The sequence below is a fragment of the Diaphorobacter sp. LI3 genome (assembly GCF_022807955.1).
In the GTDB taxonomy this organism is placed as follows: Bacteria; Pseudomonadota; Gammaproteobacteria; order Burkholderiales; family Burkholderiaceae_C; genus Diaphorobacter; species Diaphorobacter nitroreducens.
Genome location: NZ_CP094346.1, coordinates 230,089 through 250,815, shown reverse-complemented (window position 1 = coordinate 250,815; position 20,727 = coordinate 230,089). Strand labels below are relative to the sequence as shown.

The 20,727-nt window shown below is 70.8% G+C and carries 21 protein-coding genes; 16 read left to right on the top strand and 5 right to left on the bottom strand.

Annotation, left to right across the window (positions count from 1 at the left end):
• The first annotated feature begins 186 nt into the window (after positions 1-186).
• The 9 genes from MRB47_RS01165 to MRB47_RS01125 all read left to right on the top strand — a co-directional run bounded on the left by MRB47_RS01165 (position 187) and on the right by MRB47_RS01125 (position 8,887).
• Complete coding sequence (locus MRB47_RS01165; RefSeq protein ID WP_411275720.1) at positions 187-1,332, top strand: ABC transporter substrate-binding protein; 1,146 nt, start codon at positions 187-189, stop codon at positions 1,330-1,332.
• A gap of 211 nt (positions 1,333-1,543) precedes the next feature.
• On the top strand, positions 1,544-2,296 hold the full coding sequence (locus MRB47_RS01160; RefSeq protein ID WP_252101679.1) for an alpha/beta hydrolase: 753 nt from the start codon (positions 1,544-1,546) through the stop codon (positions 2,294-2,296).
• Positions 2,293-3,330 (top strand): FecCD family ABC transporter permease, encoded by a 1,038-nt coding sequence (locus MRB47_RS01155; RefSeq protein WP_252101678.1) that lies wholly within the window; start codon positions 2,293-2,295, stop codon positions 3,328-3,330. The genes MRB47_RS01160 and MRB47_RS01155 overlap by 4 nt, the downstream gene beginning before the upstream one ends.
• Positions 3,327-4,136, top strand: coding sequence for an ABC transporter ATP-binding protein (locus tag MRB47_RS01150; RefSeq protein WP_252101677.1), 810 nt, complete (start codon positions 3,327-3,329; stop codon positions 4,134-4,136). Before MRB47_RS01155 ends, MRB47_RS01150 begins: the two co-directional genes overlap by 4 nt.
• The gene (locus MRB47_RS01145) at positions 4,133-4,441 is read left to right on the top strand and encodes a DUF2218 domain-containing protein (RefSeq protein WP_123675293.1); all 309 of its coding nucleotides are present in this window, start codon (positions 4,133-4,135) and stop codon (positions 4,439-4,441) included. The genes MRB47_RS01150 and MRB47_RS01145 overlap by 4 nt, the downstream gene beginning before the upstream one ends.
• Positions 4,442-4,486: 45 nt before the next feature.
• Positions 4,487-6,637 (top strand): TonB-dependent receptor, encoded by a 2,151-nt coding sequence (locus MRB47_RS01140; RefSeq protein WP_252101676.1) that lies wholly within the window; start codon positions 4,487-4,489, stop codon positions 6,635-6,637.
• Between the two features lie 69 nt (positions 6,638-6,706).
• Positions 6,707-6,979, top strand: a complete 273-nt coding sequence (locus tag MRB47_RS01135) for a hypothetical protein (protein ID WP_088887867.1) — start codon at positions 6,707-6,709, stop codon at positions 6,977-6,979.
• Positions 6,960-7,259: a hypothetical protein gene (locus MRB47_RS01130; RefSeq protein WP_252101675.1), complete on the top strand. Its 300-nt coding sequence runs from the start codon at positions 6,960-6,962 to the stop codon at positions 7,257-7,259. The genes MRB47_RS01135 and MRB47_RS01130 overlap by 20 nt, the downstream gene beginning before the upstream one ends.
• Positions 7,256-8,887: a PepSY-associated TM helix domain-containing protein gene (locus MRB47_RS01125; protein ID WP_252101674.1), complete on the top strand. Its 1,632-nt coding sequence runs from the start codon at positions 7,256-7,258 to the stop codon at positions 8,885-8,887. The genes MRB47_RS01130 and MRB47_RS01125 overlap by 4 nt, the downstream gene beginning before the upstream one ends.
• Positions 8,888-8,941: 54 nt before the next feature.
• Here the strand turns inward: MRB47_RS01125 and MRB47_RS01120 are convergent, their stop codons facing one another.
• The 4 genes from MRB47_RS01120 to MRB47_RS01105 all read right to left on the bottom strand — a co-directional run bounded on the left by MRB47_RS01120 (position 8,942) and on the right by MRB47_RS01105 (position 12,327).
• Positions 8,942-9,817 carry a M48 family metallopeptidase gene (locus tag MRB47_RS01120; protein ID WP_252101673.1) on the bottom strand — a complete coding sequence of 292 codons (876 nt, stop codon included), beginning with the start codon at positions 9,815-9,817 and terminating at the stop codon, positions 8,942-8,944.
• Between the two features lie 352 nt (positions 9,818-10,169).
• Positions 10,170-10,505 (bottom strand): hypothetical protein, encoded by a 336-nt coding sequence (locus MRB47_RS01115; protein WP_012655318.1) that lies wholly within the window; start codon positions 10,503-10,505, stop codon positions 10,170-10,172.
• 116 nt (positions 10,506-10,621) lie between these two features.
• Complete coding sequence (locus tag MRB47_RS01110; RefSeq protein WP_252101672.1) at positions 10,622-11,527, bottom strand: DMT family transporter; 906 nt, start codon at positions 11,525-11,527, stop codon at positions 10,622-10,624.
• Between the two features lie 98 nt (positions 11,528-11,625).
• A complete protein-coding gene (locus MRB47_RS01105; protein WP_252101671.1) occupies positions 11,626-12,327 on the bottom strand; it encodes a helix-turn-helix transcriptional regulator in 702 nt (233 codons plus the stop codon).
• Between the two features lie 61 nt (positions 12,328-12,388).
• Between MRB47_RS01105 and MRB47_RS01100 the strand changes: the two genes are divergently transcribed.
• The 5 genes from MRB47_RS01100 to MRB47_RS01080 all read left to right on the top strand — a co-directional run bounded on the left by MRB47_RS01100 (position 12,389) and on the right by MRB47_RS01080 (position 17,187).
• The gene (locus MRB47_RS01100) at positions 12,389-13,723 is read left to right on the top strand and encodes an AmpG family muropeptide MFS transporter (protein ID WP_252101670.1); all 1,335 of its coding nucleotides are present in this window, start codon (positions 12,389-12,391) and stop codon (positions 13,721-13,723) included.
• A gap of 120 nt (positions 13,724-13,843) precedes the next feature.
• On the top strand, positions 13,844-14,560 hold the full coding sequence (locus tag MRB47_RS01095) for a response regulator transcription factor (RefSeq protein WP_252101669.1): 717 nt from the start codon (positions 13,844-13,846) through the stop codon (positions 14,558-14,560).
• Between the two features lie 28 nt (positions 14,561-14,588).
• On the top strand, positions 14,589-15,815 hold the full coding sequence (locus MRB47_RS01090) for an ATP-binding protein (RefSeq protein WP_088887875.1): 1,227 nt from the start codon (positions 14,589-14,591) through the stop codon (positions 15,813-15,815).
• Positions 15,816-15,898: 83 nt separating this feature from the next.
• Complete coding sequence (locus tag MRB47_RS01085) at positions 15,899-16,462, top strand: redoxin domain-containing protein (RefSeq protein ID WP_252101668.1); 564 nt, start codon at positions 15,899-15,901, stop codon at positions 16,460-16,462.
• Complete coding sequence (locus MRB47_RS01080) at positions 16,459-17,187, top strand: MOSC domain-containing protein (RefSeq protein WP_252101667.1); 729 nt, start codon at positions 16,459-16,461, stop codon at positions 17,185-17,187. Before MRB47_RS01085 ends, MRB47_RS01080 begins: the two co-directional genes overlap by 4 nt.
• Before the next feature lie 7 nt (positions 17,188-17,194).
• Here MRB47_RS01080 and MRB47_RS01075 read toward each other — a convergent pair whose 3' ends face one another.
• Positions 17,195-18,463: a YbfB/YjiJ family MFS transporter gene (locus MRB47_RS01075; RefSeq protein ID WP_252101666.1), complete on the bottom strand. Its 1,269-nt coding sequence runs from the start codon at positions 18,461-18,463 to the stop codon at positions 17,195-17,197.
• A 79-nt stretch (positions 18,464-18,542) separates the two neighbouring features.
• Between MRB47_RS01075 and MRB47_RS01070 the strand changes: the two genes are divergently transcribed.
• Positions 18,543-19,445: a LysR family transcriptional regulator gene (locus MRB47_RS01070; RefSeq protein ID WP_252101665.1), complete on the top strand. Its 903-nt coding sequence runs from the start codon at positions 18,543-18,545 to the stop codon at positions 19,443-19,445.
• A 4-nt stretch (positions 19,446-19,449) separates the two neighbouring features.
• On the top strand, positions 19,450-20,571 hold the full coding sequence (locus MRB47_RS01065) for an NAD(P)H-dependent flavin oxidoreductase (RefSeq protein ID WP_252101664.1): 1,122 nt from the start codon (positions 19,450-19,452) through the stop codon (positions 20,569-20,571).
• The last annotated feature ends 156 nt before the right edge of the window (positions 20,572-20,727 follow it).

Below are 20,727 nucleotides of genomic sequence, written 5' to 3'. Positions count from 1 at the left end.
GAAAAAGACGACGGTAAAGCGCACCGAACCCCAGGGCAAGCAAACATCTTTGTTGGCGCGGCAAACAAAGGCAACGGCGGCATGTGGGATGCTAGCAGTCTCAATTCGCCAATGCAAATCATTCTCAATAAAATTAGCGATTCGCAACCCGCAGCACTGCTGATCGCTGCCTTGGATCTCCGCAACATGCCTTCCCCTTTCCGCTGCCTGCGCTGGATGCTCACCAGCGCATTGATTTCGCTGTGCGCTCTCTTCGCGGCCCATGCCCAGAGCACCTTGACGGTGACCGACCTTGCGGGCCGCACGGTGCGCATACCCGCCAAGGTCGAACGCATTCTGCTCGGCGAAGGGCGCCTGCTGCCCGCACTGGCCGTATTCGACAAGGACAACCCCCTGCGCCGGCTGGTCGGCATGATGGGGGAGTTCGAGAAGCTTGACGAGGTCGGCTACGCGCAATGGAAGCGCCGCTTCCCGCAGATCGACCAGGTACCCCGCGTGGGCCGCACGAGCAGCGGCAGTTTCAGCGACGAGCAAGCCATCGCACTGCGGCCGCAGGTGGCGATCTTGGGGCTCGCGGGCGGCCACGGCCCCAGCGAGCGCGACCGCGAGACCCTGGCGCGCCTGGAAGCCGCGGGTATCGCGGTGGTGTTCATCGACCTGCGTCACGAGCCCCTTGCCAACACACCACGCAGCATGCTGCTGCTGGGCGAAGTGCTGGGCAACAAGCGCGAGGCCGAAGCGTTCGTGCAATTCTGGCGCACACAGCTCGCGGTGGTCACCGACCGCCTCGCCCAGGCACGTCCCACTGCCCCCACGGTGTTCCTGGAAAACCGCGTGGGCCTGTCCGAAGGCTGCTGCGACACCATGGTGGGCCTGGTCGGCAAACTGCTGGACGCGGCCGGCGCACACAACGTAGCCCGCGGACTGGTGCCGGGAGAATTCGGCACGTTGAACCCCGAGTTCCTGATCGCGCGACAGCCGCGCGTGTACATCGGCACGGGCATCGGCACGCTGGCCGCGGCCCGGCAAACGCCGCTGCGCGTCGTACTCGGCGCCGACGCCACGCCCGAGGCAGCGCGTGCCTCGCTCGCGCGCGCCATGCAGCGCCGCGGCATCGCGCAGTTGCAGGCCGTCCGGGAAGGCCGCGCCTACGCCATGTGGCACCACTTCTACAACTCGCCGTTCAACGTGGTGGCCGTGCAGGTGTTCGCCCAGTGGCTGCACCCCACGCTGTTCGCCGACCTCGACCCGCGTGCCACGCTGCAGACGATGTACGCGCGTTTCCAGCCGATTGCACTGGAAGGCGTCTACTGGACGGCGCTCACGCCATGAGCCTTGCCGCGCAGCTCCCAGAAACGCACGCCACAGCCCCGGGCGCAAGTGCTTCCGTCTCGCTCACCTACACCCGCCGCACGCTGCTGGGCCTGGGCGCCCTATCGGCCCTGCCCGGCTGCGCACGGCTGACGCTGGAGCAGGCGCCCCCGTCGCGCTGCCGGGCACGCGCTGCATCGACGTCGCCTCCGGCGACCACACGCACCGCATCATGCTGGCGGTGCCGCCCGCGGCTCCGCCCCCGCAGGGTTGGCCCGTGCTCTACGTGCTGGATGGCGACCTGGTGTTCGCGCTTGCCGCGCAACTCATGCGCAATCGCTTCGCGCGCGGCCCCGGCACCCCGGCGCAGGGCGCCGTGGTGGTGGGCCTGGGCTATGCCGGCGACCGGGTGCTGGACCTGGACGCGCGCACCTACGACTACACGCCATCCGCACCCGGCCCTGCAACGGACATGCGCGGCCGCCGCGAGGGCGGAGCCGACGCCCTCCTCGATTTCCTCGACGCCACGGTGCGTCCGCAGGTGGAGCAGGCCGTGCGCACTGACATGGCGCGGCAGACCCTCTTCGGCCATTCCTATGGTGGCCTGTGCGTGTTGCACGCGCTGTTCACACGGCCCGGTGGCTTTCAGAACTACGTGGCCGCAAGCCCGTCCGTGTGGTGGCGCGACGGCTTCATCCTGCAGGAACAGGCAGGCTTTCGCGCCACACGCCGCGGCGATGCGGCCCCTGTCCGCCTGCTCGTCACCCTGGGCGAGCGCGAGGCACAGCGGCTCGCCGACCCCGCCCGCGCCGCCATCGCACGCGAGCGGCGCAGCGCCGAGCACCTGCACACGCTGCTCGACGGCCTGCGCGGTACGCCGGGACTGGACTGGCGCTTCCTGTCTTTCCCCGGCGCCGGCCATGGGGACAGCATGGCGCCCGCCGTGCAGCAGGCGCTGGCGCTCGCCATCGGAGACGGCGCATGACCGCGCTGGCCGCGCGCTATCGCCGCTTTGCCGCGCTGCGCCTGTGGCTGCTGGCAGCCATGACCGTGGTGCTCTGCCTCACGCTCGCGCTCGATCTCGCCACCGGCCCTTCCGGCCTGCCGTTCACCGACGTAGCGGCCGGGCTGCTGCAACCCGGCAGCCTGTCCCTGGAGCAGCGCGTGATCCTCTGGGAGGTGCGCCTGCCTTACGCGGTGATGGCATTGCTGGTGGGCGCGTCCCTGGGCCTGGCGGGCGCTGAGATGCAGACCGCACTCAACAACCCGCTGGCCAGCCCCTTCACGCTGGGCCTGTCGGCAGCAGCGGCCGTCGGCGCATCCATCGCCGTCGTGGGCGGCTTCACACTCATGGCCTTCGGCGAGAACCTGGCCGTGCCGCTCTCAGCCTTCGTCTGCGCGGCGGCGGCCACGCTGCTGATCCAGCTGCTCGCGTGGCGCTACGGCGCCACGGTGGACACGGTGGTGCTGTTCGGCATCGCACTGCTGTTCAGCTTCGAGGCACTGCTGTGGCTCATGCAGTTCATCGCCGACAGCAATGCGCTGCAGCAGATCGTTTTCTGGACCATGGGCAGTCTCGCGCGCGCTACCTGGGACAAGATCGCCCTCGTGGCCGCCGTGCTGTTGCTGTGCGCGGTCTGGTCCGCCAGGAATGCCTGGCCGCTCACCGCGCTGCGCGCTGGCGAAGACCAGGCCCGCAGCTTCGGCATCGCGGTCGAGCGGCTGCGCCTCATTACGTTGTTGCGCGTGAGCCTGCTCGCAGCCACGGCGCTCTCGTTCGTGGGAACGATTGGCTTCGTGGGCCTGGTGGGGCCGCACATCGCGCGGTTGCTGCTGGGCGAGGACCACCGCTACTACCTGCCGGGGGCTGCGCTTGCGGGCGCGCTCATGCTCTCGGGCGCCTCCATCCTCAGCAAGGTGCTGGTGCCCGGCGTGGTCCTGCCCATCGGCATCATCACCGCGCTGGTGGGCGTGCCGATGTTCCTGGCCCTGGTGCTGTGCCGCCGGAGGGGCGCATGAGCGCGGGGCTGGAACTGCGCCGCCTGAGTGTGGGCTACCCGCGCCGGCCCCTATTCGAAGGGCTGGACCTGGAATGCGTCGCCCCAGGCGCGCTCGTGGCGCTCGTCGGCCCGAACGCCGTGGGCAAGTCCACGCTGCTCAAGGCGATCGCCGGGCTGCGGCCGGCACGCGGGCAGGTGCTGCTGGACGGCACCGACCTCGCCACCCTGCCCCCGCGCGCACGCCTGCGCCGCGTGGGCTACCTGCCCCAGGCACTGCCCCAGGCCACCTCGCTCGTGGCCTACGAGGCCATGCTGAGCGCGCTGCGCGCGAGCCGCCCCGAACTGGGCCGCGAACCAGCCGAGGCCGCCATCGCCGGCGTGTTCGCCGCGCTGGAACTCGATGCGCTGGCCCTGCGCCCCCTGGCCGAACTCTCCGGCGGGCAGCGTCAGATGGTCGGTCTGGCCCAGGTGCTGGTGCGTGCGCCGCGCCTGATGCTGCTGGACGAGCCCACCAGCGCGCTCGACCTGCGTTGGCAACTAAGGGTGCTGCACGCCGTGCGCGCCCTGGTTGCCGAAGGGCGAACGCTCGCCGTGATCGCAGTGCACGATCTGAACCTGGCCTTGCGTTTTTGCGACCACATCGTGGTGCTGGGCCAGGGCCACCCGCACAACCGCCTCCTCGCCGCCGGCCGCCCGGCCGAGGTCCTCACGCCCCCGCTGCTGCAAGCCGCCTACGGCGTGCGCGCGCGCGTGGAACGCTGCAGCCTGGGCCACCCCCTGGTGCTGGCCGACGAAGCGATCTCCCCCACACACGACGTCCCATGATCCACGCCCGCGGCCATGTGCGCACCCCCGAGGCCAGCCGCTGGCTGCAGCGCCTGTGCCACCACTTCAGTCGAAAGATCGCCGTGCGCTATGACGAGCACGAGGGCCACGCCGAGTTCCCCTGGGGCCTGTGCGACATGCACGCCGACGACACCGCGCTGCACTTCGCATGCCGTGCGCAGGACGCGCAGCAGTTGGCGCGCGTGCGCTTCGCCATCGACGAGCACGTGAAGTTGTTCTCGCGCAAGCACCCGCTGGCGGTGCAGTGGCACGCATGCACACCTGCAGCCGACGGCACGCCGTAGCGCCCATCCACCAGACATCATTTTTTTGTGCTTGAGGATAGAACTATGCAGAACCCTTCGATCCGCCAACCGCGGCTCCATTCCATCGCGCTGGCGCTGCTGGCAACCGGGGCCGGCTCGGCGGCCCTGGCCCAGACGGCAGCGCCCGCCGCAGGTGAGGCCGCCGCCCTGCCGCAAGTCACCGTGCGCAGCAAATACGAGCGCGAGGACCTGCCCGTGCGTGCGCCCGGCCACAAGGCCGCCTCGGGCGCGCGCCTGGGCATCCTGGGGGCCACCTCCATCATGGAGGCGCCCGTGCACGTCAACGCCTACACCCGCGAACTCGCCGAGGACTGGTCGGCCCTCACTCTGCAGGACGTGCTGGAGAACGACGCGGCCGTGGTCTTCACCACCAACAAGAACCACATGCTGCAGAACTTCAACCTGCGCGGCCTGGACATGAACGCGATGGACATCGCCACCAATGGCCTGTACGGCATCGCGCCGTCCAACTCGGTGCCGATCGAAATGTTCGAGCGCGTGGAGGTGCTGCGCGGGCCGAACGTGCTGCTCTCCGGCATGCCGCCCCTGTCCAGCGTGGCAGGCACCGTGAACATGGTGACCAAGCGTGCGCTGGCCCAACCCATTGCGGACCTGACGCTGACTTATGGCACGCACTCCTACTTCCAGGCCCACGCCGACGTGGGCAAACGCTTCGGTGATGAAAAGCGCCTGGGCGTGCGCTTCAATGGTGTTTACGGCGATGGCGAGATGGGCGCCAAGGACGAGAGCCAGACCCGCCGCGTCGGCGCGCTGGGACTGGACTACCTGGGCGACCGCTCCCGCTTCTCGCTGGACCTGTACAACAGTGTCAACAAGATCGACAACGGCAGCCCCGGCATCTTCAACTTCCTGGGCAATGCGTCGATCCGCGGCGTAGGCTACCTGCTGGAGGCGCCCTCCGGTGACACCAACATGTTCCGTGGCACCCATGGCAAGTACGACAACAGCGGTGCGCTGGCCCGCGCGGAGTTCGACTTCACACAGGACTGGCAGGGTTACTTCGCGCTGGGCGGCTCCGAAGCCGAGGGCAAGGGCTTGCTGTTCGGCACCCGCGCCTTCGTCACCGGCGCGGACGGCACCACACGCGGCGCGATCTACCGCGTGCACACCCAGTCCGAGCGCCGCACGGCCGAGGCCGGGGTGATCGGCAATTTCGAGACGGGCGCTGTCCGCCACCGCTTGCAGTTGTCCGCCAATCTCCTCAAGCACAAGGAAGGGAGCGTGAACACGGCCTGCAACTACTGCTACACCACGAACATGTACGAGCCGGTGGTCCCCAGCTTCCCGGCGGCGCCGGTGTGGAAGGGCTACACCACCGAAACCGAGTTCCGCTCGCTGGCCGTGGCCGACACCCTCGCCTTCGCTGGCGAGAAGGTGCTGCTGACCGTGGGCGGGCGCCACCAGACGGTGAAGACACCGCTGGTAAACGGCGTGGCCAGCGACTACAGCAAGAGCCGCTTCTCGCCCATGGTGGCCGCCGTCGTGCGCCCCTGGGGTGACGATATTGCCCTGTTCGGCAACTACACCGAGGGGCTGGAGCCCGGCCAGACCGTGGGCGTGGGCTATGCCAACGCGGGCGAATCGCTCGCCCCCCGCGTCACCAAGCAGGCGGAGCTCGGCGTGAAGCTGCAAACGGGTGCGCTGACGCACACCTTCAGCGCCTACCAGATCAAGCGCCCCTCGTTCACCGGCGTTGCCCCCGCCGCCCTGGTGGAGGACGGCGAGCAGCGCCTGCGCGGCCTGGAGTGGAGCCTGTACGGCATGCTGACCGAGAACCTGTCGCTGCTGGGCGGTATCACGCGCATCGAGTCCGAGCAGCGCAACACCGGCCGGGAAACCTTTGGCGTGCCGGAATGGCGGCTGCGCATCGGCGCCGACTGGCAGACCCCTGTGCAGGGCCTGAAGGTGGGGGGCCGCGTGATCCACACCGGCTCACAATGGGCCGACTCCGGCAACCGCATCCGCGTACCGTCGTGGAAGCGCCTGGACCTGAACGCCAGCTACGCCGCCACTTTCGGCGCCACCCCCGTGCGCTTCAACGCCAGCGTGGAGAACGTGACCGACAAGAACTACTGGATCGGCACGTTCGGCGATGGCTTCGTGATGCCTGGCGCACCACGCACCTTCAAGGTGTCCGCAACGGTCTCGTTCTGACGAGGCTCAGCGCGCCCCGCCGGCCGCATGCATGCGGCCGGGACCGCTGCCCAATGCCCGACGCACGCCATGCCCGTCTTCACCCTCCTCGGCCTGGCCACCAGCACGCTGGCCTGCTTGTGCCTCTACGCGGCCTCGCCCCACCAGCGCCTGTGGGCGGCGCCCTGGCCTCGCCGGCCCGCACGCATCGCGGGCGCGGCGCTGCTGCTGCTCGCCTGGCTGGCGCTGGTGCAGGACCTGCACCGCCTGGCCGCCGCCTTCGTCCTGGGCACCACGCTGATGCTGGCGCTCGCCGTACTGCCCTATGCAGGAGCACTGATCCATGCCCGCCGCACGCCATGACCCCATCCGGCCCGACTGGGTCTCCAAAACCCTGGCCGGCTTGGTGCTGGGCCTTTGCCTGGCCCTCACCGCCTCAGCCCTGCTGATGACGCAACTGCGCGGCATGCCGCTTGCGGTGGGCGGGCAGCTCGCCATGTGGCTGGTGCCCCCGGTGTGGCTGGGCGTGCTGTCCGGCGTGTATTTCTTCAGAAGCGGCCGGCACGCCTGGGCCTGGCTGCTGGGCGCCAATGCCGTGGGCCTGGGCCTGTGGTGGCTGTTGCGGCAAGGGGGTGCGGCATGAGGGCCGACCACGTTCGCATCTACAAGTCCGTTCATACCTGGACGGGCATCCTGAGCGGCCTGGCACTGTTCATCGCGTTCTACGCCGGGGCGCTCACGGTGTTCAAGGAGCCCTTGCGCCACTGGTCCACGCCACCCGCGGCCCGCATGCAGCCCGTGCCGATGGACGAGGCGCAGCCGCTCATCGCGCAAACCCTGGCCACCGTGCCCCCCTCCGTGCGCGCCACGGTGCTCACGCTGCAGGGCGATGGCGCCATTCCGCGCCTGGAATGGCAGGTGCGCGCGCCCGGCGCCGACGACCACGACGAAGGCGCCGCCCGCCACTACTCCGCCACGCTGGGCGCGGACGGCAGCGTGCAGGTGCGCGAACGACCGCCATCACGGCTGGTGGAGTTCATCGACGTGCTGCACCGCGTCGTCGGCCTGCCCGTGGATTCGGACCCGAACCGCTGGGTCATGGGGGCGGTCTCGGCGCTGTACTTCGTGGCGCTGGTCTCCGGCGTCGTGGTGCTGCTGCCCTCGCTGGCCAAGGATTTCTTCGCACTGCGCGTGGGCAAGAACACCAAGCGCATGTGGCTGGACGCGCACAACGTGGTGGGCATCGTCAGCCTGCCGTTTCACATGGTCATGGCACTGAGCGCCGTGGTGTTCGCCTACCACGACCAGATCTATGCCCTGCAGGACGGGCTGCTGCACCAGGGCCGGTGGTCGCAGTCCTCCGCCAGGCCCCCGGCGCTGCCCGGCGCCGCGTCCGCGCGCGACCCCGCCGACATGCTCCTGCCATCGCAGCTCGTGCGTATCGCCAGGCAAGCGGCGCCGGGCTTCGAGCCCACTGCCCTGCACTACGCGCAAGTGACGGGCCCGCGGCCCCTGGTGCGTGTCTGGGGCAAACACCCCCAGGACATCGCGCCGCGCGCCATGGGCGGGTTTGCCGCGATCGATCCGTACAGCGGCAAGCTCCTGTCGGCCGACTACCTCCCGGGCGCGCAGAGCACGCCCAACCTGTTCATCAGCAGCTTCTTCGCGCTGCACATGGCCTCGTTCGGTGGCACGGCCGTGCTGTGGCTGTACTTCCTGCTGGGGCTGGCGGGCGCATGGCTGTTCTACAGCGGCAATTTGCTGTGGGTCGAGACACGGCGCAAGGCCCAGCGCAAGGGCGTGGGCACCAGCGGCGCCCTGCCCGTGCAGCGGCGCGACACGGCCCTGATGGCCGCCGCCACGGTGGGCGTGTGCATCGGCTGCGTGGCCGGCCTGTCGCTGACCCTGGCCGCGGCCAAGTGGCTGCCGGGGCGCGTGCAGGACATGGCCGCCTGGCACGTGGGCATTTATTACGCGGTGTTTTTCGCCAGCGTGGTCTGGGCCTTCTTTCGTGGCGCGGCGCGCGCGGCCGCGCCGCTGCTGTGGCTGGCGGTGGCCTGCACGCTGGCCATCCCCGCCTCCAGCCTGCTGGGCTGGTTGGCACCAGGCGCCGGTGCCTGGGCGGATGGCGCGCTGCTGGGCGTGGACCTCACTGCGCTCGCGGGGGCACTGGCGCTGGCGTGGATGGCGCGCGCCACGGCGCGGCGCGTGCGCAGCGGGCCAAGAGACAGCGTCTGGTCCGCGCCCGTGCGCAAGAAAGAATCCGAATAAAAACAAGCTCCAGCGCTTATTCCATAAGCGCCAGCAGCTATATTCTCAATAGCATTACCCGCGTCGCGATGCCTGGTACAGCCCCTGCACCTTGGGCACGTTCTGCTCCAGCTCGCGGATACGGTCGGGCCCCGACGGGTGGGTGGACAGGAACGCGATGCCGCCGTTGCCCGTGGCCTCGCCCATCTTGCGCCACAGGCTCACGGCGGCCTGGGGGTTGTAGCCCGCGCGGGCGGCCAACTCCAGGCCGACCAGGTCCGCGTCGATCTCGTCGGAGCGGCTGAACTTGAGCGTGAGCAGCTGCGCCCCCAGGTTGGCGGCTGCATTGCCCAGGTCGCCCAGGCCCAGCAGCTGCGCGCCCAGCGACAGGCCGATGCTGGTGGCCTGGCTCTTGGCCAAGCGCGAGCGCGCATGCTCGCGCAGCGCGTGGGCCATCTCATGGCCCATGACCATGGCGATCTCGTCGTCGGTCAGCTTGAGCTGGTCCAGAATGCCCGTGTAGAACGCGATCTTGCCGCCGGGCATGCAGAAGGCGTTGATCTGCTTGCTGCCGATCAGGTTGACCTCCCAGCGCCACTGCGCGGCGCGGCTGTTCCACTGCGCGGCGTACGGAATGATCTGCCGCGCGATCGCGCGCAGCTTGAGCAGCTGGGGGTGGTTGTCCGGCGCCAGTGCGCGCTTGGCCTTGGCCTGCGCCAGCAACTGGCTGTACTGCTGGACAGCGGAGTCTTCCAGCGCCTCGGCCGGCACCAGCCGGCGCATGCCCGAGGCCGACCCCACCTCCACCTGCGCCGCGGCCGGCAGCACGAGCGTGCCAGCCGCCGCCAGCACGAAGGCGCGGCGCGCCTGCCAGGTGCCGCCCCGCGCGGCGCAGCAACGGCAGCCCGCATCCGCGGGCAACGGGGGCACAGAGACGGTGGGGCTGTTCATGGGCAGTAGTCTAGGGCCTGTTCACACTATTTTTGCCAGTGCGAATGGCGTGAAAACCGCGCCAATCTAGGCGCGTGACGACGCCAAGGCCGGGGCCTTGGCTAGGAGGGCAACGACGAATGGCGCGGTTTTCACTCCGTTCCCTCCGGGTTGCGATCGAAAAGGGCCATTCGCGGCGTTGCCAAGCCTCGCTGGGGTAGCACCCCAGCTTCGTTTGGCGCCTTGCGCCTGGCCCTTTTTGATCGCAACGCATCTGGCAAAAATAGTGTGAACAGGCCCTAGCGGCGCGCGTCACCGCCTGCATGTAGGCGGGCAGGCACAGCGCCACGATGGTAGCGGGAACCTGCACGGCTCAATCGTCGTTGTCTTCCCATTCGCGGCGCCAGCGCTTGTATGCCTTCTTCTGCTCCTTGTGATGGCGCTTGCGCCACTTCTTCCATTCGTCGTGGTCATCGTCGTCGTCGCGCCAGTGGGGCGCGTACACGGGCTGCGGCACGACCATCACGGGGCGCGGCGCATAGACGGGGCGGGGCACGACGTAGGCGGGCGGCGGCGCCACATACACCGGGGCCGGCTCGGCATAGATGGGGCCTGGAAGGCCGATGCCCACGCTCACGTTCACTTCGGCTTGGGCACAGGCGGCCGCCAGGCCCAGGAGGGCCGCGACCGCGCGCTGGCGATGGTTCATGGGTTGTCCTTTGCGCACCGGCCGACGCGGATGCGCCGGCCCTGGCCTTTCAGGCAACGGCAGCCTGCCCGGCCGGGTTGACCGCCGGCTGTAACCAAACGCCAGCAAGTGCAAGCTCAGGCAGCGGCGGCGCCCGCAGCAGGCCGGGTTGTGCGCAGTTCCGCCCAGATCACCAGCAACAGGCCCGCCAACACCGCCGCCAGCCCGCCATAGGCCATGGCGGAAGGTGACTCGCCCACCACCGCCACGGCCAACGCAAAGGCAGTCACCGGCTCGGCCAGCGCCAGCGTCACGCCGGTGGCGCCGCTGATGTGGCGCAGCGCCGTGCTGAACAGCAGGTAGGCCACGCCCGTGGCCACCAGGCCCAGGTACAGCACGATGCCCAGCGCGCCCGGCGCCACCGTGGGCGCGCCGCCCAGCAGCAACGCCACGGGCAGCGACAGCAGGCCCGCCGTGCCGAACACGGCCAGGTTCACGACGGCCGCGCCGGCCTGCGCCACCAGGCGCTTGTTGGTCAGCGCATACATGGCGTACGCCAGCCCCGCCAGCAGGCACAGGGCGATGCCAGTCCAGGGGGCGCGCACCGTGCTGCCGCCGTCCAGCGCCATGGCAGCGCCGCCCACCACGCCCAGCAGCGTGCCCAGCCACCATACGGGGGCCGGCAGCCGCCGCTGTGCCACGGTCTGCAGCAGGCCCGCCCAGATCGGGCCGCTACCGATGGCCAGGGCCGTGCCCAGGGCCACGCCGGCAGACTTCACGCCCGCAAAGAAGCTCAGGTTGTACGTGGCCACGCAGGCGCCCGCCAGCAGCACCGGCCCCCAGCGCAGGCCGCCGCCGCGGCGCGCGCGCCAGGCGGGCCAGGCCAGCAGGGCGAAGAAGGCGCTGGCGATCACCAGGCGCAAAGCGCCCACCCAGTAGGGCGACAGCCCCGCGGGCGCCAGGCTTTGCGCCGTGCCGGTGGTGCCCCAGAGCATGGCGGCCAGCAACACCATGGCGATGCTGCGAATCGATGCGGTGTTCATGCCCGCGATGGTGCCCGCACGCCGCAGGGCAACTATCGAGCAACGCGCGTGGTGCCGCGCGCTTTACTTCATTATTGATAGCTGTTTGCGCTGATCCATCAAGCGCTGGAGGCTGTTTTGGCTTGTATTCGCAGCGCTCGCGCCCCCAGGCCCCGCTCGCGCCGCAGCGCATAGGCCAGGGCGCTGGCGCTGGCGTAGCCGCAGCGCAGGGCCGTGGCCTCCAGCGACTGGCCGCGTGCCAGGGCGCGCTCGGCCAGGTCCAGCCGCCGCGCGCGCAGCCACTGCTGGGGCGTGTCGCCCGTCAGCTCCAGCAGCCGCGCGTGAAAGCGCGCCGCGCTCAGGTGGAACAGCCGCGCCATGCGGGCGGTGGGCCAGTCCTCGTGCAGGGCCGCGTCCACGGCGGCACACAGGGCGGCCAGGTCCAGCCCGCGGCGCGCCAGCACGCGCGGGGCCTGCAGCAGCAGCGCCAGGCGCGCGGCCGCGCCACCGGGCTCGGGCACGGTGCGCGCCGCCGCGGGCACGGCGAAGCGGCGCACGCGGTCCACCGCGGCCTGCGCCGGCACGTCGATCACCAGGATGCGCGTGTCCGGGCGGGCCAGATAGCCATGCTCGGTGCCCGCGGGCACCACCATGCCGCAGGCCGTGTCCACGAAGGCGGCGCGGCCGGCCACCTCCAGCTCCATGCGCCCGTGCAGCGCATACAGCACCTGCGCATGGGCGTGCGCATGGGCCTGGTGCTCGCCACCATAGTGGCGCACCGAAGCGACGGGGTGCAGCAACGCGGATGCGGAACGGGCCATGCTCAAATACTAGGGCAATGCCGCTCTGGCTTTTTCACGACCGCGCCTCTTTTCCGCATCCATGCCGCCTGACGCCCCCGCATCCGCCGCCGCCCGCCGCTCCTGGCGCCAGGCCTGGCTCGTCTACCTGGAGCCCGCGAGCCTGCGCATGCTGGCCCTGGGCTTTGCAGCCGGGCTGCCGCTGCTGCTGGTACTGGGCACGCTGAGCTTTCGGCTGCGCGAGGCGGGCATCGACCGCACGACCATCGGCTACCTCTCGTGGGTGGGGCTGGCCTATGCGTTCAAGTGGGTCTGGTCACCGCTGGTGGACCGCCTGCCGCTGCCGCTGCTCACGCGCTGGCTGGGGCGGCGGCGCAGCTGGCTGCTGCTGGCGCAAGGTGTGGTGGCCGCGGGGCTCGTCGGCATGGCGCTGGCCGACCCGCGCCAGGGGCTGGACGCCATGGTGTGGTGCGCACTGCTGGTGGCCTTTGGCTCGGCCACGCAGGACATTGCGCTGGATGCGTTCCGCATCGAGTCCGCCGACACCGACCACCAGGCCGCGCTGGCCGCTACATACCAGACGGGCTACCGCCTGGCCATGATCTGGGCCGGCGCGGGCGTGCTGTGGGTGGCTGCCCGCGCGGAGGACGCCAGCCTGAGCGGCTACCAGGCCGGCGCCTGGACCACGGCCTACCTCGTCATGGCCGCATCCATGCTGGTGGGGGTGGTGACGGTGCTGCTGTCGCCCGAGCCCACGCCGCGCCCACTGCCGCCCGCGCGCAACCTGGGCGAGTGGCTGCATGGCGCGGTGGTGGCGCCGTTTGCCGACTTCATCCGGCGTTACCGCTGGCAGGCGGCGCTGATCCTCGCGCTGATCGCCGTGTACCGCATCAGCGACGTGGTCATGGGCATCATGGCCAACCCGTTCTACGTGGACATGGGCTACACCAAGGACGAGGTGGCCGCCGTGACCAAGGTCTTCGGCGTGGTGATGACGCTGGCCGGCGCCTTCGTGGGCGGCGTGCTGTCCATGCGCCTGGGGGTAATGCGCGTGCTGATGCTGGGCGCGGTGCTCTCGGCGCTGTCCAACCTGCTGTTCGCCTGGCTGGGACAGCGCGGGCACGACCTCACGGGCCTGGTGCTGGTGGTCTCGGCCGACAACCTCGCGGGCGGCATCGCCTCGGCCGCGTTCATCGCCTATCTGTCGAGCCTGACCAACGTGCAGTACTCGGCCACGCAGTACGCGCTGTTCAGCTCCATGATGCTGTTGCTGCCCAAATGGCTCGCGGGCTTCTCGGGCCAGTTCGTGGACGCGCAGGGCTACAGCGCGTTCTTCACAGGCACGGCCCTGCTGGGCCTGCCGGTGCTGCTGCTGGTGGCGCTGGCGTCCAGAGCCCAATCAGCCTCCAGCGCTTGATGGACAAGCGCTGGCAGCTATCAAAACGATACCCACAACGGTTTACCTAACTTTACCCGGCCGACAACCCTGCGAGATGCCGCGCGGGGAACATGGCAGTCCAGAAAGGCCCACCCACCCATGAGTTCGCAACTGCTGATGATCGAAGACGACCACCGCCTCGCGCAGATGGTGGGCGAGTACCTCGGCCAGTCCGGGCTGCAGGTCACGCACATGGCCGACGGCGCCAGCGGCCTGGCGCGGCTGCAGGCGCCCGAGGGCGGACAGCTGCCCGACCTGGTGATCCTGGACCTGATGCTGCCCGACATCGACGGCCTGGAGGTGTGCCGGCGCATCCGCGCGCTGCCGGGCGCCGCCGCCCAGGTGCCGGTGCTGATGCTCACGGCCAAGGGCGACCCCATGGACCGCGTGATCGGACTGGAGATCGGCGCCGACGACTACCTGCCCAAACCCTTCGAGCCGCGCGAGCTGCTGGCGCGCATCCGCGCCATCCTGCGCCGACGCGAGAGCGGCGCCCAGCCGGCCACGCAGGTGCTGCGCTTCGGCTCGCTGGAGATCGACCGCGACGCACGCACCGTGAGCGTGCACGGCCAGCCGGCGGAGCTGACCGCCTACCAGTTCGACCTGCTGGTGACCATGGCCGAGCGCGCGGGCCGCGTGCTCACGCGCGACCAGATCATGGAGGCCGTGCGCGGGCGCGAGCTGGAGGCGTTCGACCGCTCCATCGACGTGCACATGGGCCGCATCCGCGCGGCCATCGAGGCCGACCCCAAGAACCCGCGCCGCATCCTCACCGTGCGCGGCGTGGGCTATGTCTTCGCCAAGCAGCAGGACTGACCTGCCCCGTTTGAAAAGCCCCGCACGCATGTCCCTCATCAGCCCCTTCTCCCGCCGCCTGTACCTGCGCATCTGGCTGGCCGTGGTCGGGGGCGTGCTGGTGTTCGCCTTCGCCGTGGGCATGGCCTGGCGCTGGGCGGCCGAGCAGAACCAGCAGCAGCCGCCCTCGCGCGAGATCCGCATCACGGACGCCGCGGGGCGCACGCTGGTGGATGGCGTGGGCCTGCGCCAGCGGCGCGACCCCAGCGAAGGCGTGCTCTACCGCATCGAGAGCGCCACGGGCGAGGTGTTCGAGATGCACCTGTCCCCGCGCCCGCCCCGCCCGCGCCCCGACGAGCGCGGTCCCGCCGCGTGGTTCCGCCCGCCCTTCGGCTTTCTGTGGATGCTCGCGCTGGTGGGCATTGCCGTCACCGTGGGCGTGTTCCCCATCATCCGGCGGCTGCTGCAGCGGCTGGAGCAGCTGCAGCGCAGCGTGCAACGCTTCGGCGAGGGCGATCTGTCGGTGCGCGTGGCCGAGCAGGGCCATGACGAGGTGGCGGCGCTGGCGCGCCAGTTCAACGCCGCCGCCGCGCGCATCGAGACGCTGGTGCAGTCGCACAAATCGCTGCTGGCGAATGCCTCGCACGAGTTGCGCTCGCCGCTCACGCGCATCCGCATGGGGCTGGAGCTGATGCAGGGCGGCACGCCCTCCCCTGCATTCCGCGCCGAGATTGAACGCAACATCGCCGAACTGGACCAGTTGGTGGACGAGATCCTGCTGGCCAGCCGCCTGGATTCCGGCGCCGCCGATGTGGGCACGGTCGAGCCCGTGGACCTGGTGGGCCTGGCCGTGGAGGAATGCGTGCGCGTGGACGCCGAACTGCACGTAGGCTCCGGCGATGGTGCAGACGCCATGACGGCGCCCGTCGAAGTGCCGGGCGTGTCCAAGCTGCTGCGCCGCGCCGTGCGCAACCTGCTGGAGAACGCGCGGCGCTACAGCCAGGGCGAGATCACCCTCACCCTCACGCGCGAAGGGCACGACGCCGTGCTGCGCGTGTGCGACCACGGCCCGGGCGTGCCGCCCGCGCAGCGCGAACGCATCTTCGAGCCCTTCTACCGCCTGCCGGGCGCCAGCGAACGCTCGGGCGGTGTGGGCCTGGGCCTGGCGCTGGTGCGCTCCATCGCGGCGCGCCATGGCGGCAGCGTGGTGTGCGAGGACCGGCCCGATGGCGCGGCAGGCGCCTGCTTCACGCTGCGCCTGCCGGTCACACGCTGAGCGTCGGCGCACACGCCCTTGCCTCAGCAGGCACATTCGCCCATGTTGTAGGGTGGCGCTTTTCCGTTCCGCAAGGCCTGCCCATGACCGCCGCCGCGCCCTTCTTTGCACCTGCGCCGCCGCTGCAGGTGGCGCACTGGTTCAACACCCCCGAGCCGCTCACGCTGGACAGCCTGCGCGGGCGCGTGGTGGTACTTCACGCTTTTCAGATGCTGTGCCCTGGCTGCGTGGAGCACGGCATCCCACAGGCGCGGCGCGTGCATGAGGCGTTTGCGCAGGATCAACTCGTCGTGATCGGCCTGCACACGGTGTTCGAGCACCACGCCGTGCAGGGCACGCCAGAGGCGCTGCAGGCCTTCATCCACGAATACCGGCTGCGCTTTCCCATCGGCCTGGACCAGCCCGATGCGCCGCGCAGCATTCCACGGACCATGCAGAGCCTGTCGCTCAGCGGAACGCCCAGCCTGGTGGTGCTGGACCCGCAGGGCCGCGTGCGCCTGCACCACTTCGGCCATCTGGACGATCTGCGGCTGGGCGCGCTGCTGGGCCGGCTGCTGGCGGAACCCACGCCAGCCGCCCCGGCGACCGTGCCCGCCACGGGCTGCGACGATGGCGGCTGCCCACTGTCCGATCAGCCCCACCCATGAACACGACCCCCTTGCCTTCCGAACCCATCGCCCTGGGCACGCTGCGCGCCGTGCTCACCGGCCGCGCGCAACCCTACACCCGCCCCGGCAGCCGCAGCGCCATTGCCAAGCAGGCACGCAGCGGCCCCGTCGCCGTAGGCGCGGAGGGACTGGACGGTGACGAGCAGGGCGACCTGCGCGTGCACGGCGGCCCCGACAAGGCCGTGCACTGCTATGCATGGCCGCAGTACACGCCCTGGCGCGAGGAGCTGGCGGGCCACGCCGCGGCGCAGGCGCTGCTCGCGCAGCCCGGTGCCTTTGGCGAGAACTTCAGCCTGGACGGCGTGCAGGAGGCCCAGGTGTGCATTGCGGACCAGTGGCACATCGGCAGCGCCGTTTTCGAGGTCAGCCAGGGCCGCCAGCCCTGCTGGAAGCTGAACGACCGCTTCCAGGTGCCCGACATGGCGCTGCGCGTGCAACGCAGCCTGCGGGCGGGTTGGTATCTGCGTGTTCTGCAACCCGGGACGGTGCAGGCGGGCGACACTGTCTGGCTGCTCGCGCGGCCACAGCCCGCGTGGCCCATCGCACGGCTGCTGGAGGTGATCGACCGGCGCGACTGCACACCCGCCACGCTGCGCGAAATCCTCGCTCTGCCGCTGCCGCCGTCATGGCAGCGGCTGTTCCAGCGGCGCCTGGACAGCGGACAGAGCGAGGCCTGGGACGCGCGCCTGCAAGGGCAGCACTGACGGCCTGTCAGGCGCGCTGCGGCCAGCGCCAGGCCGACCAGCCGTACATCGCCGCGCCGGCCACCAGTGCCCCCGCCGCCAGCGCCAGCCCCCGGGCAAAGCCCTGTCCGGCATCGGCGTGCGCGAGCAGCCACGCCACCAGCGGCGGACCCGCGATCTGGCCCAGGCCGTAGACGGCCGTGACCAGGCTCGCAAAGCTGTCGGCAGACTGCGGCCACAGGCGCCGCGCCTCCTGCAGGCCGTAGAAGGTGATGGCCGTGAACGGCAGGCCCACCAACGCGCTGCTGAGTGCAAAGCCCGCCGGCGTGGGCCAGAGCAGCCCCAGCACGATGCCCAGCGCCTGCAGCGCATACGCCGCCAGCAGCAGCCAGCGCCGGTCCCAGGCGCTGGGCGCGCGCGTGCTGAGCGCCGCGCCCACGGCCACGCCCGCGCCGAACATCGGCCAGAACAGGTCGGGCCAAGGCGAGCCAGGCGGTAACGCGGCACGCGCGATCACGGGCAGGAAGGTGGCGGTCACGATGTAGCCCAGCCCCGCCAGGCCGTACGCCACGGCGTGCACGCCGCGCGCCGCCAGGGTGCCGGCGTTTCCCGCCTGCGCGGCCGCACGGGGCTGGGCACCGGGGTCGGCCTTGACCGCGCGGCCGCGCACCACGGGCCACACGCCCACGCACAGCAGCACCGAGAGCACCCCGAACACCACCCAGCCCGAGGCCGCACGCCACTGCGCCGCCACCATCGCGCTGGCGGCCAGCCCCGTGAGCACGATGCCCACGCCCGGCCCGCAGAAGATCAGCCCGCCCATGGCCGGGCGGCCCAGCACCGCCAGGCGCACCATGCACCAGGCCGCCACGTTCAGCAGCACGAAGGCGCTGGCGGCCCCGGCCGCAAAGCGCAGCGCCGGCCACGCGGCGGCCACGGGCAGCGCCATCGCCAGCGTGAGCAGCACCGTGGCCACCAGCCCGGCACGCGCCAGCCGCGCCGGATGCCAGCGCGCATAGAAGCCCGGTGCCACCCAGGGCAGTGCCATGCAGGCCAGCGCCCCCAGCAGGTAACCCACGTAATTGGCCGTGGCCAGCCAGCTGCCCTCGGTGAGGGTCAGCACCCCGTCGTGCAGCATCATGGGCAGCAGCGGGGTGAACGCGAACCGCCCCACGCCCATGGCCACCGCCAGCGCCAGCATGCCGGCCAGGGCCACGGCATGGGGCCGCTCGCTCCAGTGCAGGGCGGGCCCGCGGGGCGCGGGCACATCAATCGACGGGGTGGCTTGTGGTTCCATGGCGCGGTCTCCGGCGGTATGATCGCCATCAATCTTTTTTTAAGATGATTTTTTTATAAATCATCTCACAAACGAATCCATGGACCTGGTCGCACTGGAGATTTTTCGCACGGTGGCCCATGAGGGCAGCGTGACGCGGGCGGCCGAGCGGCTGGGCCGCGCCCAATCCAACGTGACCACGCGCGTGCAGCAGCTGGAGGAGCAACTGGGCGCCGCCCTGTTCCTGCGCGAGGGGCGGCGCATGGTGCTCACGCCCGCGGGCGCCACGCTGCAAGGTTATGCCGAGCGCCTGCTGGCGCTGGCCGAGGAGGCGCGACAGGCCCTGCACCCGGGCACTCCCGCCGGCCACCTGCGCATCGGCGCCATGGAAAGCACGGCCGCCGCGCGCCTGCCCGCGCCCCTGGCGCAACTGCACGCGCGCTGGCCCGCGCTGGTGCTGGAGCTGCGCACCGCTCCCTCACGCCAACTCGTGGAGCAGGTGCTGGCCCACGAACTCGACTGCGCCCTGGTGGCCTGGCCGCCGCCGGGCCTGGACGAGGAGGCCCCGGTGCAGCGCATGCCCGTCTGGACGGAATCGCTGCTGCTGGCCCTGCCGGCCAGCCACCCGCCCGTCGAAACATCTGCCGACCTGCGCGTGCACACCCTGGCCGCGTTTGCGCACGGTTGCACCTACCGCCGCATCGGCGAAGACTGGATGCGCCAGGCCACGGGCCAGGCGCCGCAGGTGCTGGAGCTCGCGTCCTACCCCGCCATCCTGGCCTGCGTGGCCGGGGGCCGTTGCGCCGGCGTGGTGCCTGAGGCGGTGGTCGATCTGCTGCACACGCCGCCCGCGCTGCGCTGGGTGCCGCTGGGCCCCTGCGACACGGTACTGGTGCACCGCACGGGCTATGCCACGCCCGCGCTGGCCGCGCTGCAAGCAGCGCTGCACGGCGCCCAGGCCCCCCCCGCTGTCCTCGCACCCGATTCTTCTTTGCGGAGCTGACCCCATGAATGCCTTGCTGCAACGCCTGCAGATTGACCTGCCCCTCTTCCAGGGGCCCATGACGGGCTCGGACACGCCCCAGTTGGCCGCCGCCGTCTCCCAGGCCGGCGGCCTGGGCTTTCTGGGCTGCGGCATGCGGTCGCCCCAGGCCATGCGCGAGGTCGCGGCGGCCGTGCGCGCGGCCACCGCCAAGCCCTTCGGCATGAACCTGTTCGTGCTGGAGCAGCCCACGCCCGATGCGGCCACGGTGCAGGCCGCCATCGACCGCCTGGCGCCGCTGTACGCCGACCTGGGCCTGCCCCCGCCAGAGGCGCCGGCACGCTGGTGCGAGGACTTCCACGCCCAGTTCGAGGCGCTGCTGGAGGCCCGCCCCGCCGTGGCCAGCTTCACCTTCGGCATCCTCACGGCGGCGCAGGTGGCCAGGCTCCAGGCCGTAGGCAGCACCGTGATCGGCACCGCCACCACGCTGGCCGAGGCCCAGGCCTGGGCCGCCGTGGGGGCGGATGCAGTCTGCGCCTCTGGCATGGAAGCCGGGGGCCACCGGGGCACATTCCTCACGCCCACACAGCCCGGCGCCACCGGCGCGGCGCCGTCATTAGCCGACTTTGCGGCCAGCATGGTGGGCACGCTGCCGCTGGTGGCGCAGTGCGCGCAAGCCCTGTCCATCCCGGTGATCGCTGCGGGCGGCATCATGGACGGGCGCGGCATTGCGGGCGCCCTGGCGCTGGGCGCCCAGGCGGTACAGATGGGCACGGCCTTCCTGAACTGCTCCGAGTCGGCCATTGGCCCGGCGTACCGTGAGGCCCTGGCCCACGCCCAGGCAACGGATACACGCACCACCCGCATCTTCTCGGGCCGGCCGGCGCGCGGCATCGTCAACCGCATGATGCAAGCGCTGCAGGCCGACGAGTCCACCGTGCCGCCCTACCCCGTGCAGAACGCGCTGACCGGCGCGCTGCGCCGCGCGGCCGCCCAGGCGGGCCAGGCCGACTGCCTGTCGCTGTGGGCAGGCCAGGGGGTGGCCCAGGTGCGGCCCATGCCGGCGGCGCAGCTGGTGGCATTGTTGGCCCAGGAGTGGCAGCAGGCTACCGCGCCGCGCAGCACCTCCACTATCGGCCACCAATAACTATCATTTTTATAGCAGCAGGGGCATGTTGAACTAGCGCTTGCGGCCAAAAACTCCATAGAATCCGCGCAGTAGCCTCCCCGATATGAACAGGGCGCTAAAAACTGGCGCGCTGTGAAACCCGTGCCACCGTGCAGCTGGCTTTGCAAGGCCACA

Bases quoted from the DNA above. Each gene is read 5' to 3' on its own strand.
- MRB47_RS01090 (WP_088887875.1), top strand. From the start codon at position 14,589: ATGTCCCTCATCAGCCCCTTCTCCCGCCGCCTGTACCTGCGCATCTGG.
- MRB47_RS01120 (WP_252101673.1), bottom strand. From the start codon at position 9,817: ATGAACAGCCCCACCGTCTCTGTGCCCCCGTTGCCCGCGGATGCGGGC.
- MRB47_RS01085 (WP_252101668.1), top strand. From the start codon at position 15,899: ATGACCGCCGCCGCGCCCTTCTTTGCACCTGCGCCGCCGCTGCAGGTG.
- MRB47_RS01130 (WP_252101675.1), top strand. From the start codon at position 6,960: ATGCCCGCCGCACGCCATGACCCCATCCGGCCCGACTGGGTCTCCAAA.
- MRB47_RS01100 (WP_252101670.1), top strand. From the start codon at position 12,389: ATGCCGCCTGACGCCCCCGCATCCGCCGCCGCCCGCCGCTCCTGGCGC.
- MRB47_RS01110 (WP_252101672.1), bottom strand. From the start codon at position 11,527: ATGAACACCGCATCGATTCGCAGCATCGCCATGGTGTTGCTGGCCGCC.
- MRB47_RS01075 (WP_252101666.1), bottom strand. From the start codon at position 18,463: ATGGAACCACAAGCCACCCCGTCGATTGATGTGCCCGCGCCCCGCGGG.
- MRB47_RS01165 (WP_411275720.1), top strand. From the start codon at position 187: ATGCCTTCCCCTTTCCGCTGCCTGCGCTGGATGCTCACCAGCGCATTG.
- MRB47_RS01080 (WP_252101667.1), top strand. From the start codon at position 16,459: ATGAACACGACCCCCTTGCCTTCCGAACCCATCGCCCTGGGCACGCTG.
- MRB47_RS01125 (WP_252101674.1), top strand. From the start codon at position 7,256: ATGAGGGCCGACCACGTTCGCATCTACAAGTCCGTTCATACCTGGACG.
- MRB47_RS01115 (WP_012655318.1), bottom strand. From the start codon at position 10,505: ATGAACCATCGCCAGCGCGCGGTCGCGGCCCTCCTGGGCCTGGCGGCC.
- MRB47_RS01145 (WP_123675293.1), top strand. From the start codon at position 4,133: ATGATCCACGCCCGCGGCCATGTGCGCACCCCCGAGGCCAGCCGCTGG.
- MRB47_RS01140 (WP_252101676.1), top strand. From the start codon at position 4,487: ATGCAGAACCCTTCGATCCGCCAACCGCGGCTCCATTCCATCGCGCTG.
- MRB47_RS01135 (WP_088887867.1), top strand. From the start codon at position 6,707: ATGCCCGTCTTCACCCTCCTCGGCCTGGCCACCAGCACGCTGGCCTGC.
- MRB47_RS01065 (WP_252101664.1), top strand. From the start codon at position 19,450: ATGAATGCCTTGCTGCAACGCCTGCAGATTGACCTGCCCCTCTTCCAG.
- MRB47_RS01105 (WP_252101671.1), bottom strand. From the start codon at position 12,327: ATGGCCCGTTCCGCATCCGCGTTGCTGCACCCCGTCGCTTCGGTGCGC.
- MRB47_RS01160 (WP_252101679.1), top strand. From the start codon at position 1,544: ATGCTGGCGGTGCCGCCCGCGGCTCCGCCCCCGCAGGGTTGGCCCGTG.
- MRB47_RS01150 (WP_252101677.1), top strand. From the start codon at position 3,327: ATGAGCGCGGGGCTGGAACTGCGCCGCCTGAGTGTGGGCTACCCGCGC.
- MRB47_RS01155 (WP_252101678.1), top strand. From the start codon at position 2,293: ATGACCGCGCTGGCCGCGCGCTATCGCCGCTTTGCCGCGCTGCGCCTG.
- MRB47_RS01095 (WP_252101669.1), top strand. From the start codon at position 13,844: ATGAGTTCGCAACTGCTGATGATCGAAGACGACCACCGCCTCGCGCAG.
- MRB47_RS01070 (WP_252101665.1), top strand. From the start codon at position 18,543: ATGGACCTGGTCGCACTGGAGATTTTTCGCACGGTGGCCCATGAGGGC.